Origin of the sequence: Bacillus sp. 007/AIA-02/001 (assembly GCF_004634455.1) — a bacterium.
Classification (GTDB): Bacteria; Bacillota; Bacilli; order Bacillales; family Bacillaceae_G; genus Bacillus_A; species Bacillus_A cereus.
Map to the genome: position 1 here is coordinate 13,769 of NZ_SEIY01000025.1, position 16,796 is coordinate 30,564.

The window sequence follows — 16,796 nt, forward strand, 5'->3', positions numbered from 1 at the left end:
AGACAATGGAAGACTTTACGTTGTAAGAACGAAAAGGAGGATATTGTTTATGATGGATGTTGTTATTATTTTTTTGCTAAATGCTTTACCAAAGAAAAAATTCACTTGTGAGATGTGTCAATTTGTTTTTCCGTTGCCAGGAGGGGACGTAAGAGATTGTAAAAAGAAAAATGATGGTCCCTATTGTCCGAAATGTGGGGATAAGCATGGAGGGCGGAAAGAGAAAAGTTATAAGACGGTATTTGTAAATTAAGTAATAAAGAAAAGAACAGAAAACATATAATATCTGGGTTTCTTAGGACGATTTTTTCCATTAAATATTTTCATGAATGGGAATGAAGTAATCTATGACCGCATTTTGACCACCAAACATATTAAACGGTATAACATCAATTTTTTAAATTAATATAAAAAAGCCTGTTTTATCAGGCTTCTTAAGAATTTCCTTTGTTCATTTTTCTTTATTATTAAAGATCGTAATCACATCAAAAAAGAGTTAAGAAAAACTGAAAAAATAAGCAGTGATTAGAGGGCTCTTCTCAATCGGGAAGTTGATACAAAGCATATAATTCTCATAGTTCCGGGTGGTTACAGTGGCAAATATTCCCATCCGAAATCAGGGAGTAGCAGGTCGTGGTTCTCTGCACCGTCATATTTCCCACCAGACCAACCGGGGAGCCGGTTGGCCCATATTAGATTACGTATGCTTCCGGGTGTGTTTTTCGTGCCCATATTCTTAGAGAATTGATTGATCACCTTGGCGTTGTTCTTGTACCAAGTCGAGAGTAGCACCTTATTTGAAGGCAGAGGGCCGCCGTGTACGTACGTCCAGGTACTGGCCTGGCTCACTACCTGACCACGAGCAGGAACGATTCGCTTCATCTCGTCGAAGGCTGTTTGTAACGGGGACCCAAGCGTGACGATGCCGTCGGCGATGCCGCTCTCCAATACGCGATAAGTGATCAGTGCTGCATAACCGGGAGGGTAGAAAAGGTTGACGATTCCCTCCGAACGGAAGAGTTCAGGGTTCTTCATTACTACCGATAGGTTTTTGGCATTGTCCAGTGAGTTGCCGCCCGTCGTGCACTTGTACACAACGACCTTTAGACCTAAGCCTGCTCGGCGTCTGGCTGCTTTCAGCGCATCCGCTGTGGCACCACTACTCTGCTCATAAAGGCAGTCGTAGAAAATCACCCGCTCGACATGGCTGATGTCGATCAGATTGTGCAGCAGAGTCTGATTGAGGCCATTTGCCCCGGTGCTGAAGGCTGCAATCACCTTCGTCTGGTAGTTTACTGCTCGGCCGACTGAAGTTTCGAGCAGATTTCGCAGGTCTATCTCATCAATGCCAATCCCCCAGCGAGGGTCTCCATCTTTCATTGGCTCTATGCCGGGCACCAGGACTAGCGCTGACGGCTCGGTACGTACCTCCATTGCGGACCTGAGCCCGAGACGGTTCATTTCGGACCCGACGCCGTACAAAATGGAGACCCGGACAGGCTTGTCCCAAGGCTTTTTATTCAGCGCTTTGGCATATGCTATCGTTGACTGCGAGAGGTAAACCCATACCAGGTGCTCGTCCGGGTTGCTGCTAGGAATATTGTTCTGTACCCATTGACCGCTTAGTCTATGATTGTACCGGGGGTTAGCCTTGTTGAATTTCATCAATCTCAGGGACTGCTCGTTCTCACGAACTCCTCCGCCGCTCAGTGGGGTGACCGTGGTAAATTTGTTCTTGCTCAGCAGAGGGAACTCTCTGGGCCAAGCAGGATCTATGTTGTTGGGTTCATTTTTGATGCCGAACTCGTCGACGTAAAAGGCATCCAAAATCAGTGATGAAGGGTTACTGCGCGATGTCATAGTGCCAACACCCTTTCCCTTAGATTTGCTGGCCGGTCTTAGGATCGTAACGGACAGCTACAGCAGCGACCTGATCGGTTGGCAGGATTTCGATCCATTGGTCGAAGACCTCGTAGGGATCAGCTGGACGAAAGCCGCCGGCCAAGGGATCAAAACCTGTTTCGAAAACCTTTTCCGAGGCCAAAGTCTTGGAGATGTCTGTATTGTCCGCCTGAAGCTGCTCAGCGAGGATGTTCAGGACTTCGCCAACCGTCTTGCCCTGGAATATGCTAGGGTCCCCCGGCTGGTATGGGTAAGGAAGACTAAGTGCGTTCACGCTTTCTACCTGAGTAAGCCAGTCAAGGGCGGCGATCTCCTGTCCGGGCCGAATGGGAAGAATTGCCTTAACCCACGCGGAATTGAGAAACTCATTCCGGCGCTCATCGCCGTCTATCTGAATCAGCCAGCCTATAGAACTGCCCATGGGCGCAGGCTGTGTCTGCTCGGTGATGAGGTAGTCCACCCGCCACTCAGATGATGGAGACTGCCCATTTATCAACTGGTACTGCTCCGCCCTGGAGTACCACCCGGCCACTGTCTGTCCTTCGAGCGGCAGAGGAGTGGTTCCTGCAGGAGGCTCTTCAGGCGGAATCGGATATCTGCCTACGCTGTTTTGGGTAGGTAATGGGGGAGATACCGGGCCAGGCCGCCAAAAATCAGGGGCAACGAAGTAAAGCATCTCGTCCACATCAAAAAACTGCTGAATTTGCTCCGATTCTAGGTAAGGAAGCGGCTGAGGATTCTGCGGGTAATGTCCGAGGTTCTCCAGCCTTTGGATCAGATTCCGAAACACCATTCGGCGCTCTTCGCTTCGCAGGTCTTCTGGAGAACGGGTGCGTAGCGAACTTACCAACCGAAGTCGTTCGCGGACAGCCTTGCCATAAGCCTCGTGCTGCAGCCGTGCAACCTCCTTATTATAAGCATCCTCCGCATCAGCGTTGCTCTTATTCACCTCGTCTATTGCCGCTTGCGTCGGTACGTAAAGCAGGACAAAGTCGAAGGGAAGGGACTTCCTGCCCTGGAAATTAGCGTAGGTCAGTTGCAACTTGATTTTATTCGACACCGGCAGTAGTACGGGCGGATTGTAGCTAACCTGAGCGCCGTGGTGGTCCACAGAAACGATCTGACTGAGGTCATAGCCCGGTGGGACAGGCGGCAACTGTATGTCGAAGCAGAACTCGATGATGTCGTCTGAACCGACAACAGGCTTAAAAATCCCGTGGCATGGGTTGCTGCCTGATGTTATATACGTATTCGAGGCATCATCGTCCGCTCCCTGATATTTGATAAACGAAAGATCGAAATGGAAAGGCACCTCCTTGTTCGCTGGAAGCGGCAACTTCTCGGGTTGTTTGATCACAGTAAGGTCCGGAGCTTCAACCACATGAACCATGTCCCCAAGCCCAAGGCCATTACCCGGGTCTCCTATGTAAACCTGCCAGCACAACCGGGTACCGACATGCTGAAGTTGCACGCCGACCTTGCGCATCTTGCGCCTAAGTTCGTAGTTAACAAGATCCTTTGTGTTGTTCTGTAGGATATAGCGACGGCTGGAAGTATCCGTGGTCTCGGTGATGGTTTTAAAACTGGTCTTGAAGTTTCGCTTAATTTCACTGGTGACCTTGGCAGTCTGTGTCCGAGTACGTTTGTGAGATGCCTCTGAGGCTCGTTTTACGGTGTTCTGGTTACTAAAACTTGCGCTCACATCAGCATGGTAGATTGGGGCGTTCACGCCGCCAGTAGCGCTGACACCAAGTTTGGTGTCGTTAGAGTTTTCCTCTTTGATTGCGTCCGCGACATCGTCCTGTTCTGTGAGGCTCTCCTCCGTCTTACGGGAAATTTCCTCCGACTGCTCGGCCACTTTCTCAACCAGTGTCTTTCGTGTACTTGTCTCGACCACCTCTACCGTGCCTCCTGGGCTGACCCAAATATGACCCGCAGGTTTACCAAGGAAGTTATCAAACTCAAAAAAGTACTCGCGGAAAAGGTTTACTAATCCAAATGGTAACAGTACGCCGGTAGGAGTGGCCTCGACAAACAGGGGCTGGTAGACGCCGAATAGCTCACTGGCATACGGCAGCGTGCCCGTGAAGTCGTACACGGGGCGGCCGGTGTATACCGGGGCACCAGGAGCTGGCAGTGACATGATTTGTGTAGGGCCTGGAGTACCACTCTGTGGGGCCGAGAAGTGCACAGATACCCAATTTCCGCCGTGAGTGGACTTGTAAAGGGACATGTTCCCAGAGGATGGGAGGGCCGGGGCAACGAACGCGATGGTCAGACTTCCAGTAGAACTCGCCGTACGCCCCACGTACTGGATGTCTGATGAAGGATCTAGTGTAACGAAAGTTCCAGCCAGTTCAGCCACGTTAGGGAAATGACTTGGGTCTTGCACATCCACGTTACCCGGAAGCGTCAGGGCCCACTGCTGCCCCGCTGATATCTCTGATCCTTTACCCTCAATTTTGTATGACCAAATCTTGTAGGACGCACTAACCCCAGGTGTAGGGACTAACGATGTACCCACGAATGTGACTAAAAGCGACATAAAAACTCCTCCTTATATGAAAATATTTTCTTGCCCTGTATTAGGGTACTCATCAAATATTAAATAATTCTTATATTAAATTTCCATATTTTTGAAATTATAACCCTAGATACACGGCTACCCAGGAAAGGCAGGTAGACTCTTATGGGGTACCTCCACATCGCTATCAAGCTAAGCTCATACAACGTCAATTATAGTAGAGGTTGTTTCTTTTTTCTAAAGGGCATGTGTAGGTGAGTGAAAGATTTACATACGAAATAAACCCTAACGGGTTTCACGTTTTTGAATTAAGCAGCTTGATTAAATGAAAGTAAAGCTAGAGAAAGAAATATGTTGTTAGGGGGGGCATAAAGCATGATGAATTCTCAAATGCCAAAGGGAAGGAAGATGGTCAAGTGGATGCCGTTTGCAAGTTTACCGGAGCAGTTCCTGGGGATTCGTGAGATTATCCAGGAACAAAGCAAAATCAAAAAAACAATCCTGGATCAACAACAATTAGAAGAAATAGGACGGATTTTAAACCAATCTTTATGTGGAGGAGAAGAAATACATATAAGCTATTATCGGCAGGGATATATTCATCATGAAATGGTAACGGTAATAAAAATCGATCAATATACAAGAGAAGTGATTACGACTGACGCTTTCCGGAATCGATATATATTTACAATTGGGGAAATAGTAGATTGTTGTCTTGAAAAGTAATGTAGATAAGAATAACGTAAAAAAAGCGTAAGAAAGACATTTGATTATTTATTCATGCGCTTTTTGTTGTTCGTATTATAAATGTTTTAGTATCCATTGAGTTTGTTCTTCATCAAGGTTAAACCACCAAGCGTTTTTATCAGCAGGATTTGTTTCTAATTTTGCTACAAATATTTTATCATTGTTATCTGTTACTCTATAGAGTTCTTGCGCGATGTCTTCAGCCTCTTTAGGGGATTGGACAAGCCAAACGGATTCTAATATACGTTTGTAATTTGGATAAGTTTCAATCTTCTTTTCTATTTTATCGTAATCTTGTCCTGGAGCAATTAGATCGTAAGAAATTAAATATGATTTCATGAAATACATCCTCCTAATATGTTTAAATAACTTATGTAATATTTTAACATGCTATATTGTTGGAATAGAAGTTAATATTTAGAATTAAGGGAAAATTTAAACGGAAAACCATGTTCAAAACTTAAATTTAATAAATACGGGGAAAAACCTTACTTCAAATGGTAAAATAAAGGAAAAAACAAGTGGGAAATAAGGGGGAAGTATCATGGGGTATTATGTTATTGATCCAGAAACAAATGAAGAAATTCACGTTTCTAAATGGAAAATAAAATATCCAGATCAAGACGCATCATGTGAAGTATGCAATACAGCTGTATATGTAAGAGCTGACGCTACTCCAAATAGACAAGATCATTTCGCGCATTACAAGCATTCTAATTGTCCTACTATAAAAGATGGACGTAAAAAGTATGAACACCTTCATCCTACAGAAAAAGATGAAGAAAATGCAAAGAAGATTAAAAGAGAAGTAGTTGCTAATTTATGGCCAATTTATCAAAAATGCAAAGAGATTATGAAAGGCAATCAAAAAGGAAATCAAGCATTTTTATATAAAAAAGAGTTTAAAGAAATGATAGAAAAAGCAGATGAAGGAAATATATGGGCTTATAAGGGATTAATACTAAAATATGTCCCCTATGTGCTATTAGTGAATTATGGGGTCTTTTCTAAAAAAGACTTTCGAAAGCGAAAAGTTCATTTTGTATTTGATTCTTTAATGAGTAACTACGATGATTTATGGATAAATTCAAAAGTGAAACAAAACATATGGCGTGTTTATCCAGATGAACAAAATTCGGTTGAAAGAGAGCAAATAGACTGGGATACTTCTGGATTAGAACCAGATTACTTTATAAATTTCATTACAGAAATTCCAAACGAAATATTGGAAGGTAAAAAAGTCCTATCTTGATAGGGCTTTTTTATTTGTCGAAAAAATTCGAAAGAAAAAACAGGAAAACACTTGAGTTTTTAACCTATATAGGTTAAATTTAAATTGAAAGGAGGTTCATATAAAATATTTATAGACTTAGAAAGGGATTTGTTAATGAAGGAAATTGATAAGTATATGTTTCTTCAAGAAGCGGCTATAAGATGGGGGATACCCTATGAAACAGTAAAAAACAAGGTAAAACCATCTTTAGCAAAAGAAGAACAAATTGATAGTATGATTGAACGCGGTTTGATTAAATATTTTGAACCGCCGCGTGATCCAAACCGTACATATAAACGGGATCAAAAGTCTTGGCTTGTATCGATTGATGCAATGCATGAATGGTTTGGTGAACCTAAAAATAATAAGTAAAAAAATAAAAGAGGAAGATGTTTCCGCGCCTGCCAGCCTGAAAAAACACCTTCCTCTTATCGACCAACATAATTTAAGAAAGGAAGAATGGCTATGAAACAAATCCTTATTAAAATTACGTCTGGTGAGCCTATTTTAACACAACCTCACCTTAAATTTAAATTCCTCAAAAAATTTCACTTATATATTTCATAAAATTACAAAAAATCAAATCATTATTTTGGTATTGAAGAAAATGCTTCGGATCAAATTTGGTTTTATGGCTTCTTTGCAACCTCAATTTTTATGATGCTTTTCACCTACTTATTTTCGGGTATCCTATATGGATTTTAGAGGGAAACCACATGTAAGAAAGATTGTTTTTAAACAATTCCTCTAGAAAGGAGATAAAACATTGATTCAATCATTAAAGAATACCATACAATTTGTTGGTTTGGTCCTAATTAGTGCGTTGATTGCTGTCAGCTTAGTGAATTAGTCCTTTAAGAAAGAAAGGAGCAATCACATGGAAAATTACAAATGTAGAGCCTGCGGAGAGATTGCCGCGGAAGGATTTGCATTAGGAATACTATGTTATTACTGCATTGAAGAAGTTGTAATTCACATGAAAAAACAGATAGAAGGCAAAGAAATTTCTTGTACGCATGTAGATAATCAAACAATCGAAATTGAAGGAACAGATGAATCTATAACGGTTTGTCATGAGTGTGGAGAAGAATTATAAAAGGGAGGCAAGAAAATGAAAATTGGTGTATCTGTATGGAGAGTTCTTTGCAGAGAAACAAAGTTGAAATTGCTTTATAGACTAAGAGGTCTAATTTTTGACTAACACTAATTACTTTTTGGTGTCTAAAACCATATTTTTTTACAAGATATACCAACTCTTTTTTTTGATCTTCTATCATATCATGTAGTAATTTCATATTCATTTCTTCTTTTAAACTCCTTTATACATAGAATCCTGAACAAATGTATTGAAAAAAATGCAAACAAAAAACAAGACTGAAACCAGCCTTGTCCTAAAGGAAAAAAACTAACTCTTATATATAAGAGTACATTATGTATGGGAATTTTTGAAGTATATATCTCATAAAAGGATAAAAAAGTTATTTTTGTAATATTTTTGGAGGTTTTTATTTTATAAAGAAACAGTCGAAATTGCTTGTTTATAAAGGAACTGTCGCTTTCCATTGCTTAAAACTAATACCGAAAATTTATCAACAGCGATAATTTTCCCAGGTACTCTGACACCATTTATTAGGAAAATCGTTACTTCTTTTTTCTCTTCTATTAACTTCTCATAAAATTTTTCTTGTGTATACATCATTTAGATGGTTGCAACTCCTCTCCTTTTTTGGAACGGTTCATAGCTTCTAAGAATACATATTCTTTTACTGTTAGTTCAACTGTTGGGCAATATTCAACCTTTGATAATTCGTGAAATAAAGAAAGGTTTTTGTGTAATTTTTGAATCATTTCATCTAGGGTGATGTCTCCTACACCATATTCGATAACAGGATTTAAAAATACGTCTATATCTACTAAACTTGGTTCAATTAGGGAAACAATTTCTTGTATCTTTGGCAAAACAATTGTTTCATAACGTTGTTGGAATAGTTCTAAGTCCTCTGGTGCGGGTTCATTCTCACATAGCTTTTTGAAAGAAATCACACGAATGTCATTTCGTAATGAATCAATACGCTCTTCATAAAACGCTTTCTCAAATCCTTCTTTGTCAGCAACATCATAATGAAGTTCTGTTTGTGATTTACGCTTCTTCTTATAAGAATCCATGAGGATTTTTTCTTTTGTATTAAACATCATGATAAAAACAGTACGCTCTAAATTCATGACTTGGTTTGCTACGCTTAATGTTTCATCTAACACTTTTGCGCGTTCTTCTTCACTTAATTTTTTCATAGAGGATGGAACAAGTTTTTGGACATTCTCAAACGACTCGGAATTAATAATGTGTTGAAGAGAAAATTGAGCAACTTCTGGTAAACAAGGATCAGTTGTTTTATCCAGAGATAATAAATCTTTAATTGTTCGTACTGTATTTTTAATCTCTTTTTGAGCTTGACGAACTTTTTCTATACTTCTTTCCATGTATTCGGGTTGTTTAAGACGATTGAAAATGTATTCTCTTCTTTCTTCAAAATGTTGCTGTAGAAGTGACATAGCTGTTTTCTCCTCTATTTTCTGAATTGATTTAAAATTCCTTTTATATTGTATCATTAAAGTTTATGAATTGGGGACGATAGCAAGGTTTATTTGCAAAGACAAGTTTTGAATTTGCATATCAGACAATCAGCGATACATATTCTTTATCAGAGCAATTACCAAAGTATATATCAACCTTATAATCAAAGAAACTATCATGATAGCACTATCAAAAAAAACCTTGGATTATCACATGTTTCTAAGGGATTTTGAGTTTTGTTTATAGTAGGAGGGATGGAATGAGAAAAAAGAGGGGGAACAATGAATAATTCTTATGAGATTATCGGTAATCAAATTAAATATTATTTGAGGGATGATCCAGCGAGAGGATGGAACAACATACCTAGTCCGCAATTTCGAGATGTGAAAGAAATTACAGAATGGTGTGGAAGTTCAACGAACAAAATTATGTGTCAATGGGATGCGCTTAATCAAAATGCAATGAGTACAACGGATACAACAGATTTCTTATAGGTGGATTAGTTGGTATGTGACAGAACCATTAGACAGTACAGCACAAGAAATACGAAAGCTACCAGATGAAATTGCGAGTTTTATAACAAATGTACCTGTTGATACATTTGAACTCATTAAGAATGCCTCTCATATGGTGTTAGATTGTATATGATTTGTATTGGGCTGGACACCAAATTTGTTAACGATATTCTTTTTTTAGGAGGGGAAACATGCTAAAGCGAAAAGAAACAATTCCTTTTCAAGCCTTTATGGACCAATCTTATAAGAAGAAAAAGCAAACAAAAATATATAGTATTGGCCCTATTAGTCCGTTCGCATTTTTTCATATGTCATCACCGCTTGTTCATACGTATGTAGCCCTGGGAATAGTAGGCGCTCTTACAATTGGAGCTGTTTTATTGGAGAAATACTTAGTACGAAATGATTATGTTTTTGCATCTAATCTCCTGTCTAATGGTCTGTATTATGGTGTAAGAATTGGAGGCATTGGATTCGTTGGTTATGTACTTATTCGCATTTTACTTATGTTGTAAGGAGGGGGAACAATGAAAAGATGGTTAAAAAAGAAAAAATATAAATATCAGTTAGAAGAAGTATTTAAGAAAGCAAAGCTATACGATGAACACATTACACGAGGTGGAAAGGTCCCCATTTATCCTACGATTCATGATGTTTACGAAGGGAAAGAAAGTGTACGGTACACTTTTACATTGCCAAACGGAGTTGATCCAGCTCAAATCCATAAGAAATGGTTTTGTTTTCAACAAATACTAGGCGAAAATCTTATGATGGAAGGCAATATTAAAAAGTTCGTACTCCATGTATTTCATTCTAATGCAAGTTTACAGCCTTACGATTACAGTTATAAACAATGGCAGCCACTATTGAAACAATATCGTCTTCCTGTGGTAGTAGGGCGGGACCAATTCGGGAATGCGATTGTGTATGATATGGTTGATTCAAATACACCTCATTTACTGATTGCGGGAGAAACAGGAAGCGGAAAAAGTAGTATGGTGCGCGTGATTTTAGCCACATTAATCCAACATATGTCACCAGAGCATTTACATTTGTACCTGGGGGACTTAAAAAATTCAGAGTTTCATTTTTTAAGAAGAGTGAAGCACGTGAAGTATGTTTGCATGGAAGAACACGAAATGACAAGTATGTTATCAAAGTTATGGAAAGAGGTATTGCATAGAAGAAAGATAATGGAAGAATATGAGCTGGGTCATATTGATGAATACAATCAAATCACAAAAGATAAACCTTTACCCTATATTTTTATTGCCATTGATGAGGTAGTAATGCTACAGGACGAAAAGGAATGTGTAGCCATAATAGAAAAAATATCAGCTGTCGGCAGATCGCTTGGTATCTTCCTTATGCTAAGTATGCAACGTCCAGATGCAAAAATACTTGATGGTAAGTTAAAGCTCAATTTGACGGTAAGAATGGGCTTTAAATGTGCAGACTTAATTAACAGTAACATTGTAGGGACGCCTGGATCAGAAAATTTAATTCAATCGGGCCAAATGATTTTAAAATTAGATGGTTTAAAAAAGGTGCAGGCTCCTTTTTTGGCATTGGACCAGGCAAAAGAAATTATAGAACCTTATCGTTTATCTAAAGAGCAAAGTGTAAAGAAGGAAGAACAAGAGCATCGAGAAGATAAAATCTTTGGGGTGTTAGATGATGCTAACGAATAGAGATAAGCAAATTATAGGCCATTTACAGCAATTTAGATGTATGTCGCGTGATGATATTATTGATCTTCATTTTAGAAATGTAAAAAATGCAGTAACATGTTGTAATACTGTTACAAAGCGGTTAAGCCGCGAAGGATATATTGATGTAGATACATCACAACGTCCATATGTATATTTTCCTTATCCAAATACTATTCGTAAAGGAAGCCAAAAGATACGTCATTTTTTAGCGATTGTGAATGTATATAAGCAGTTATTAAGAACCGAAAGACCGAAAGTATTTCAGGTAGAACCTAAGTATAAGAAAGGTTATATGGAACCCGATATATTCACCATTTGGCGTAAAAGTCCATTCTTTATAGAAGTCCAGAACTCGATTTATAATAAGGCTACGATCCAAACGAAAATAAAACGTTATGAATCGTATTTTCGTAGCATGGAATGGAAAAAAGAATCTTGGCAACCGAAACATAATATGGTATTTCCCTCACTTTTAATCCTTACTGATCTCAAATATCCAATCTCTAGTTCTAATTTTCGTATTTTTCAAGCGCCCTCTATTCAACATTTTCTTGCACAAGTACAGCAACCTAAAGACATTTCGGTTCAAATAGGTTCAGTCAAAGTAAAATTATGAAAGCACAAGATACTGTTTCTTGTGCTTTTTACATATCCCAAAAGTCATTGATTTTGGCGTAAGGATCAATTTTTCTAATAGCATTTAATAGCTTTTTCATGATTTCAGGTTTTGGGATATAATCTGTATCTCTACATGCTTTACTGATTGTTTGAACAGAAACTTTTGACTTTTTGGCTAGTTCCTGTTGTTCAATTCCTTGCCGATCTAACCATTTTTTTAATTTAGTCCTATTTTTGCGGAAAAACATTTAGCTCACTCTCCTGTCCTTAATTTTTTATTTACAATTATGGACAGGAAGTTAAATTCATATACAATTCAATTCAACTTAAATTTAAGTAAAATACAAGAGAACGAGATTCATAGAGTATTTACACGAACGATTTATTAATAATTTTGATTGGAATGAGGTATACATACAATGCAAAGATTTGACTTACGCATGATACAACAAATCTTTGCAAAGCACTTTCCCAAAAAATTCAACTTAATCTATATCTAAAGAACATAAAAAAAGACTGCTTTGTTTTATTTGTATAAGATATGTGGTTGGAAAAGGATATATAGAAAGGGTTTGGGTATATTACGTTTTGAGCATTAGCTTAAAACTTTTTATTGGAGTGTGAAAAGATGACAGGTTTATTCGTTGTATTGGGTTGCACAATTATATTTTTTCTTTTGGCACAAATTCTCACTCCATCATCTACTTATAATCCTAATAATGATTCACAACGGGTGAAATGCTCTAATAAATTAGAAAAGCGAGTATATGATGCATTGCGCTTTAAAGTTTATTATCCAACTGTACAATATAAAGTACCTAATAAGCGTTTTAAGTTAGATTTTGCATTTTTTGCCCCAAATGGTTTAAAAATAGACGTAGAGATTGATGGGCCTTTTCATCGAACACCAGAAGGAATCAAACGAGACAGTAGACGGGATAAATACATGAAAACAAATGGATGGAAAGTGATTCGTATTACTGACATTGCATTAAATAATGGGTTTGAAAAACAAATACTTTTGTTGGTGGCAATATTAAATGAATTAGGGATAGAACCTTCTAAAGAAACCGGTTTTGTTATGTTAGAACAGGAATAAGACGTATGATGAAAAACTTCATCATACGTTTTTAATTTTTGAAAAGAACCTAGACCAGAATCCTTATTTTTATTCTTAGGTGGTTGTAATAAGTTTTTGTGATTCACGTATCTCATCTAAATCTCGTTTTAAGAGTATATCAATGCTATAGCACAAGGTGAATGCGTGGTTGTTAAAGAATAAACTAAAGTAATGGGAAGACAGAAAAAGGTACTCTAGGAATTAACAGAGTAATTAAATGAAAATAGGGATCCCTATAACAAAGATCCAAATTAATGGGTGCTATAGTATTGATACAGGTATGCTGAGTAGCTAAAGCGAAGACTAATTAGAAAATAATATGGAGCGCTATGGGATTCCCTTGCAAGTATTAAGTGGAAATCGAAATATGAAAAATTCTTGCTTTCAAGCAGAATAAAAAGTGTACAATGGGTATTAAGGATTAGTAAAATGATAGTGTGGTAAGAGTGTAGCAATACTATAATGGAGGTGGTTGAATGGAGAGAAGAGATGATGTTGTAAGTGAAGTGTATTTAAAAACAATAGATGTCTCCCGTGTCACCAATCTAGCAGAAAGTACAATCAGAAAATATAGCTTAGAACTCGAAAAACAAGGCTATGAGTTTAATAAAGATGGCGATACAAGACTGTATCATGCTGATGATGTAACAGTTTTTAATACTTTAAAAGAGATTAGAGAAAAAACTAAGGTTTCGTTGAATCACGCTGTTAGCGTGTTGATGACACAGCATTCCCGTGCGACACAGGGTGTAGCGCATTCGGAGGTTGCTGTGACAAGGGTTCAAGGTGAAGAGGAGCAATACGCGCTACAATCCATATCGAGCGAAATCAGGAACTTCCTAGAAAATATCAAGACTGAATTTATAGGTTTTCGAAAAGAACTTGAAATTGAACGTCAAAGCAATGATTTATTTAAACAAGAGCTTGAAGCAGAGCGTGAAAAAAATCAGGAATTAGAAAAGAAACTTGATCTTATTATGACAGAATTAGAAAAACTCAACGCTAAAGCTGATATTTCTAACCAAGAACCCAAAAGGAAGAAGCTATTTGGGATATTTTAAGCTTATACAAAACAAAAAGAGTTGCTCTCATACAGGCAACTCTTTTTGTTTTAGAAATCAGGATCTTCTAAATCGTCTTCATCTAATGATCCTGTAATGTTGGTATTAGTTATTAATTGTCCCATTTGACCTACGTCTTTTAATAAATCGTCTGCCAGGGAATTATGGGTATTATCATCGTTTTGCATAAGAACAGCAGATACAGGAGCCACCCGGAGATCTGAAATTGTTTGTGTAATTTGTTTTATGGCATTCATCATTTGTTCTTGGTTTTTTGAGACATTTAGAAGTTCTTTTTTTGCATCAAAGGGCTCTTTTTGTGTTAAGTCTTGTTCAACTAATTGAATAATATAAGTTGCCAGCTTTTTTGAGCGGGCTTTTTGCTCAAGGTGATTATAAACTTCTTCGCTCATGTGATCTGTTCGAAGCCCAAACACTGTTTGTTTCTCGGTCTTTTTAGTACGCCCCATAATGCGGCTCCTCCTTTCTGGCTATACTTATTTCTCTGTTTTTTGCAGCATTTCACCGCGACTTTTTACTTCAAGACCATATAAATTTAATTTGCGTGAATCTGGTAAGAAAATATGATTTGCTTGAGCAATTTCAGCTCCATACATTTCTTCAATGACTTCATGAATGCTAGTTTCTAGTATTGGGGCAACACCACCGAAATAAACATATTTATAAACTTTATCAGCTGGTGCAGGCATTACATCTTGGATTTTTAAAATTAGAAACTTAGCAAACTCTTTTAAGGAAGAACGAATTTTGTCTGTTAAATCTACACGTTGGCCAGTGTTTCCGTCGATTAATTCCATTTTTGGTTTTTGGAAATTGTTTACTATAAATGTTTCAAAAGAACGTAAATCTGAGAATTTTTCTAGGAACTTTTCTTTTCTTAATTTTTCGATATGAGATAGATAAGATAATTTGTCTATTGGTTGCATTGAATCACGGTTCTTAGGTGACTTTAAACCGGCTGGTGATAATACTAGATCAATTGTTCCGCCGCCAATATCAACAAGTACTGTATCGTTGTTATCGAATTGTCTCGCTTCTTCACGATCTTCTAATTCAAAATTCTTTTTAATTGCTAAGCGTGCAATTTCTCCTTCGATACGACAAGTTGCCCTTTCTACAGTTATTTTTAATGTTTTTTCCATTCCTGGTGTATGTATTGTCACTTCATGCTCTCCAGCAAATCGTTCCGCCATTGCATTCTGGGCCTCACTAAATTTGGCTGTTCGTTTCAGTAACCATATAGGTAACATTGTTTGGAAATATTCAATTTCAATTGTATTGTCATCCGATTCACGAGTTTCATTAATAGCATGATAGAAAGAAATAGCTGATAAAAACATTACGTAAGGGATAGGACTTGTAATTTTATCATGGAGTTTATTAACATGATTGTTAGCTAATGCATGTTTTCCAGCTTCGTCGCCAACTAAGAAGAATCGTTCAGTGTCTTCTCCTGGGATTGTTGTTGAAATAAGTAGGCGGGATAATAATTCTTTAGGATTAGTAATGGTTGCTACAAAATGAGAGTCAGCTTCATCTTTACTGATTTCTACAACGTTTGTAGGTGTTTCAATATAGAAACCATCAATCAAGTTCATATCAAGTGAGTTTCCGGAATCCTTATTCATCATAGTAATTTTCATTAACTATTCACTCCTTTAGTTATCTTGTTAACAATATAACATTTTTTTGTCTATACTGGAAGATATATTTTGATATTAGTTAACAAAAATAAAGTGTTATTATCCCTATGTTTTTAAGGGTTTGTAATGATTTATTTTATATATATTACATTTATGTTAACTATAAAAAATATTGTTAACTTTTGTTTTAATGTATATGTATTCTTCACAAGATATATGTTTGTAACTGTAGGAAGTAAAAGCAAACCTTTCCCATCCAAAGGAGGTTTATTCTTTAAACAGTTGCTTTGATCAGCAATTGCATTAGTTGATTCAGCACTTATACCTAAAAATAAAGGGAAAATAGCATGATAAAACATTTTTACATTTTAAAATCACGTTATTATAAAGAAACTTGGTAGTCTTTAATTAGCCTTTAACTTAACCTCAAACTTAAGGGAGATGTATAAATGAACATTGGTAGACAGATACAATATCTTCGTAAAAGGGATAATATGTCCCAAGAGAAGTTAGCAGAAAAAATTCATGTTTCCAGACAATCTATTTCTAACTGGGAAAATGAAAGGAACTATCCAGATATTCATAATTTACTAATGATGAGTATCCTCTTTAATGTCTCCCTGGATGATTTAGTTAAAGGAGATGTAAAGATCATGAAAGAAGAACTTCAAAAATCAACTTTCTTTAAGTGGAGTTACATCATGTTAGCATTAATGATTATACTTCCGATTTCTATTGCACCTGTATTTTACTTTTTGGGTTATTATGGTCTTATAATACCTGTGGTACTTACGATTTTGCTTATGTTTTCATTACAGCAAGTTGAAAACATAAAAAAAGAGCATAATTTAAAAACTTATCGTCAAATAGTTGATTTTATAGAGAGAAAACCTGTAAGTGAAGTAAGACCTAATATAAAAGACAAATTATTAAAAATAGGTTTGATGCTTGCAAGTGCTTTAATTAGTTATAGTTTGATTTATTTAGGATTGAGTGTATTTGGAAGATAACTTAGAAAACTATTAAAAGTCCTCCGGATTGTTTAACTGGAGGACTTTTGTGTTTACATAATTATCGTTCTAGGA

General features: G+C 37.2%; 21 protein-coding genes and 1 pseudogene. 13 read left to right on the forward strand and 9 right to left on the reverse strand.

All coding sequences use genetic code 11. The features are described 5' to 3' along the window. Positions 1-49: 49 nt before the first annotated feature. Entirely contained in the window at positions 50-253 is a 204-nt protein-coding gene (locus tag ES895_RS26945; RefSeq protein WP_135238780.1) for a hypothetical protein, read from the forward strand. 335 nt (positions 254-588) lie between these two features. Here ES895_RS26945 and ES895_RS26950 read toward each other — a convergent pair whose 3' ends face one another. Together ES895_RS26950 and ES895_RS26955 are read right to left on the reverse strand one after the other, a co-directional pair. Next, positions 589-1,860, reverse strand: a complete 1,272-nt coding sequence (locus ES895_RS26950; protein WP_135238781.1) for a hypothetical protein — start codon at positions 1,858-1,860, stop codon at positions 589-591. A 19-nt stretch (positions 1,861-1,879) separates the two neighbouring features. After that, a complete protein-coding gene (locus tag ES895_RS26955) occupies positions 1,880-4,447 on the reverse strand; it encodes a hypothetical protein (protein WP_240690246.1) in 2,568 nt (855 codons plus the stop codon). A 354-nt stretch (positions 4,448-4,801) separates the two neighbouring features. Here ES895_RS26955 and ES895_RS26960 point away from each other — a divergent pair, with 354 nt between their 5' ends. Then, entirely contained in the window at positions 4,802-5,152 is a 351-nt protein-coding gene (locus ES895_RS26960) for a YolD-like family protein (RefSeq protein ID WP_135238782.1), read from the forward strand. A 75-nt stretch (positions 5,153-5,227) separates the two neighbouring features. Here the strand turns inward: ES895_RS26960 and ES895_RS26965 are convergent, their stop codons facing one another. Next, positions 5,228-5,512 carry a hypothetical protein gene (locus ES895_RS26965; RefSeq protein WP_094398190.1) on the reverse strand — a complete coding sequence of 95 codons (285 nt, stop codon included), beginning with the start codon at positions 5,510-5,512 and terminating at the stop codon, positions 5,228-5,230. Between the two features lie 205 nt (positions 5,513-5,717). Here ES895_RS26965 and ES895_RS26970 point away from each other — a divergent pair, with 205 nt between their 5' ends. From ES895_RS26970 to ES895_RS26985, 4 genes are all read left to right on the forward strand, one after another. Then, positions 5,718-6,425: a competence protein CoiA family protein gene (locus ES895_RS26970; protein WP_135238783.1), complete on the forward strand. Its 708-nt coding sequence runs from the start codon at positions 5,718-5,720 to the stop codon at positions 6,423-6,425. Between the two features lie 135 nt (positions 6,426-6,560). Next, on the forward strand, positions 6,561-6,818 hold the full coding sequence (locus ES895_RS26975; RefSeq protein ID WP_000658306.1) for a helix-turn-helix domain-containing protein: 258 nt from the start codon (positions 6,561-6,563) through the stop codon (positions 6,816-6,818). Between the two features lie 249 nt (positions 6,819-7,067). Further along, entirely contained in the window at positions 7,068-7,151 is an 84-nt protein-coding gene (locus ES895_RS30310; protein ID WP_224765041.1) for a hypothetical protein, read from the forward strand. Positions 7,152-7,323: 172 nt separating this feature from the next. Next, positions 7,324-7,542 (forward strand): hypothetical protein, encoded by a 219-nt coding sequence (locus tag ES895_RS26985; RefSeq protein WP_135238784.1) that lies wholly within the window; start codon positions 7,324-7,326, stop codon positions 7,540-7,542. Here the strand turns inward: ES895_RS26985 and ES895_RS26990 are convergent. The 3 genes from ES895_RS26990 to ES895_RS27000 form a co-directional block, all read right to left on the reverse strand. Beyond that, on the reverse strand, positions 7,505-7,747 hold the full coding sequence (locus ES895_RS26990) for an aspartyl-phosphate phosphatase Spo0E family protein (RefSeq protein ID WP_135238785.1): 243 nt from the start codon (positions 7,745-7,747) through the stop codon (positions 7,505-7,507). The two genes, ES895_RS26985 and ES895_RS26990, sit on opposite strands and share 38 nt — an antisense overlap. A gap of 209 nt (positions 7,748-7,956) precedes the next feature. Further along, positions 7,957-8,142 carry an RNA chaperone Hfq gene (hfq, locus tag ES895_RS26995; protein WP_205687986.1) on the reverse strand — a complete coding sequence of 62 codons (186 nt, stop codon included), beginning with the start codon at positions 8,140-8,142 and terminating at the stop codon, positions 7,957-7,959. Next, complete coding sequence (locus ES895_RS27000; RefSeq protein WP_135238787.1) at positions 8,142-8,999, reverse strand: hypothetical protein; 858 nt, start codon at positions 8,997-8,999, stop codon at positions 8,142-8,144. The genes hfq and ES895_RS27000 overlap by 1 nt, the downstream gene beginning before the upstream one ends. 303 nt (positions 9,000-9,302) lie before the next feature. Between ES895_RS27000 and ES895_RS27005 the strand changes: the two are divergent. The 4 genes and pseudogenes from ES895_RS27005 to ES895_RS27020 all read left to right on the forward strand — a co-directional run bounded on the left by ES895_RS27005 (position 9,303) and on the right by ES895_RS27020 (position 11,864). After that, positions 9,303-9,669, forward strand: a pseudogene (locus tag ES895_RS27005) (hypothetical protein). A gap of 58 nt (positions 9,670-9,727) precedes the next feature. Next, positions 9,728-10,051, forward strand: coding sequence for a hypothetical protein (locus tag ES895_RS27010; protein WP_135238788.1), 324 nt, complete (start codon positions 9,728-9,730; stop codon positions 10,049-10,051). A 12-nt stretch (positions 10,052-10,063) separates the two neighbouring features. Continuing rightward, positions 10,064-11,227 (forward strand): FtsK/SpoIIIE domain-containing protein, encoded by a 1,164-nt coding sequence (locus ES895_RS27015; RefSeq protein ID WP_135238789.1) that lies wholly within the window; start codon positions 10,064-10,066, stop codon positions 11,225-11,227. Further along, positions 11,211-11,864, forward strand: a complete 654-nt coding sequence (locus ES895_RS27020) for a replication-relaxation family protein (RefSeq protein WP_135238790.1) — start codon at positions 11,211-11,213, stop codon at positions 11,862-11,864. The genes ES895_RS27015 and ES895_RS27020 overlap by 17 nt, the downstream gene beginning before the upstream one ends. 28 nt (positions 11,865-11,892) lie before the next feature. On the opposite strand, the gene ES895_RS27025 is transcribed toward ES895_RS27020, so the two are convergent. Beyond that, entirely contained in the window at positions 11,893-12,114 is a 222-nt protein-coding gene (locus ES895_RS27025) for a helix-turn-helix domain-containing protein (protein ID WP_000466109.1), read from the reverse strand. A gap of 380 nt (positions 12,115-12,494) precedes the next feature. On the opposite strand from ES895_RS27025, the gene ES895_RS27030 reads away from it, so the two are divergent. After that, complete coding sequence (locus ES895_RS27030) at positions 12,495-12,965, forward strand: endonuclease domain-containing protein (protein ID WP_135238791.1); 471 nt, start codon at positions 12,495-12,497, stop codon at positions 12,963-12,965. A 497-nt stretch (positions 12,966-13,462) separates the two neighbouring features. Then, positions 13,463-14,047 carry a hypothetical protein gene (locus tag ES895_RS27035; RefSeq protein ID WP_135238792.1) on the forward strand — a complete coding sequence of 195 codons (585 nt, stop codon included), beginning with the start codon at positions 13,463-13,465 and terminating at the stop codon, positions 14,045-14,047. A gap of 50 nt (positions 14,048-14,097) precedes the next feature. Here the strand turns inward: ES895_RS27035 and ES895_RS27040 are convergent, their stop codons facing one another. After that, positions 14,098-14,517 (reverse strand): hypothetical protein, encoded by a 420-nt coding sequence (locus ES895_RS27040; RefSeq protein ID WP_000533813.1) that lies wholly within the window; start codon positions 14,515-14,517, stop codon positions 14,098-14,100. Positions 14,518-14,544: 27 nt separating this feature from the next. Next, on the reverse strand, positions 14,545-15,711 hold the full coding sequence (locus tag ES895_RS27045) for a ParM/StbA family protein (protein ID WP_000705232.1): 1,167 nt from the start codon (positions 15,709-15,711) through the stop codon (positions 14,545-14,547). A 449-nt stretch (positions 15,712-16,160) separates the two neighbouring features. Between ES895_RS27045 and ES895_RS27050 the strand changes: the two genes are divergently transcribed. Next, positions 16,161-16,721, forward strand: a complete 561-nt coding sequence (locus tag ES895_RS27050) for a helix-turn-helix domain-containing protein (protein WP_135238793.1) — start codon at positions 16,161-16,163, stop codon at positions 16,719-16,721. The last annotated feature ends 75 nt before the right edge of the window (positions 16,722-16,796 follow it).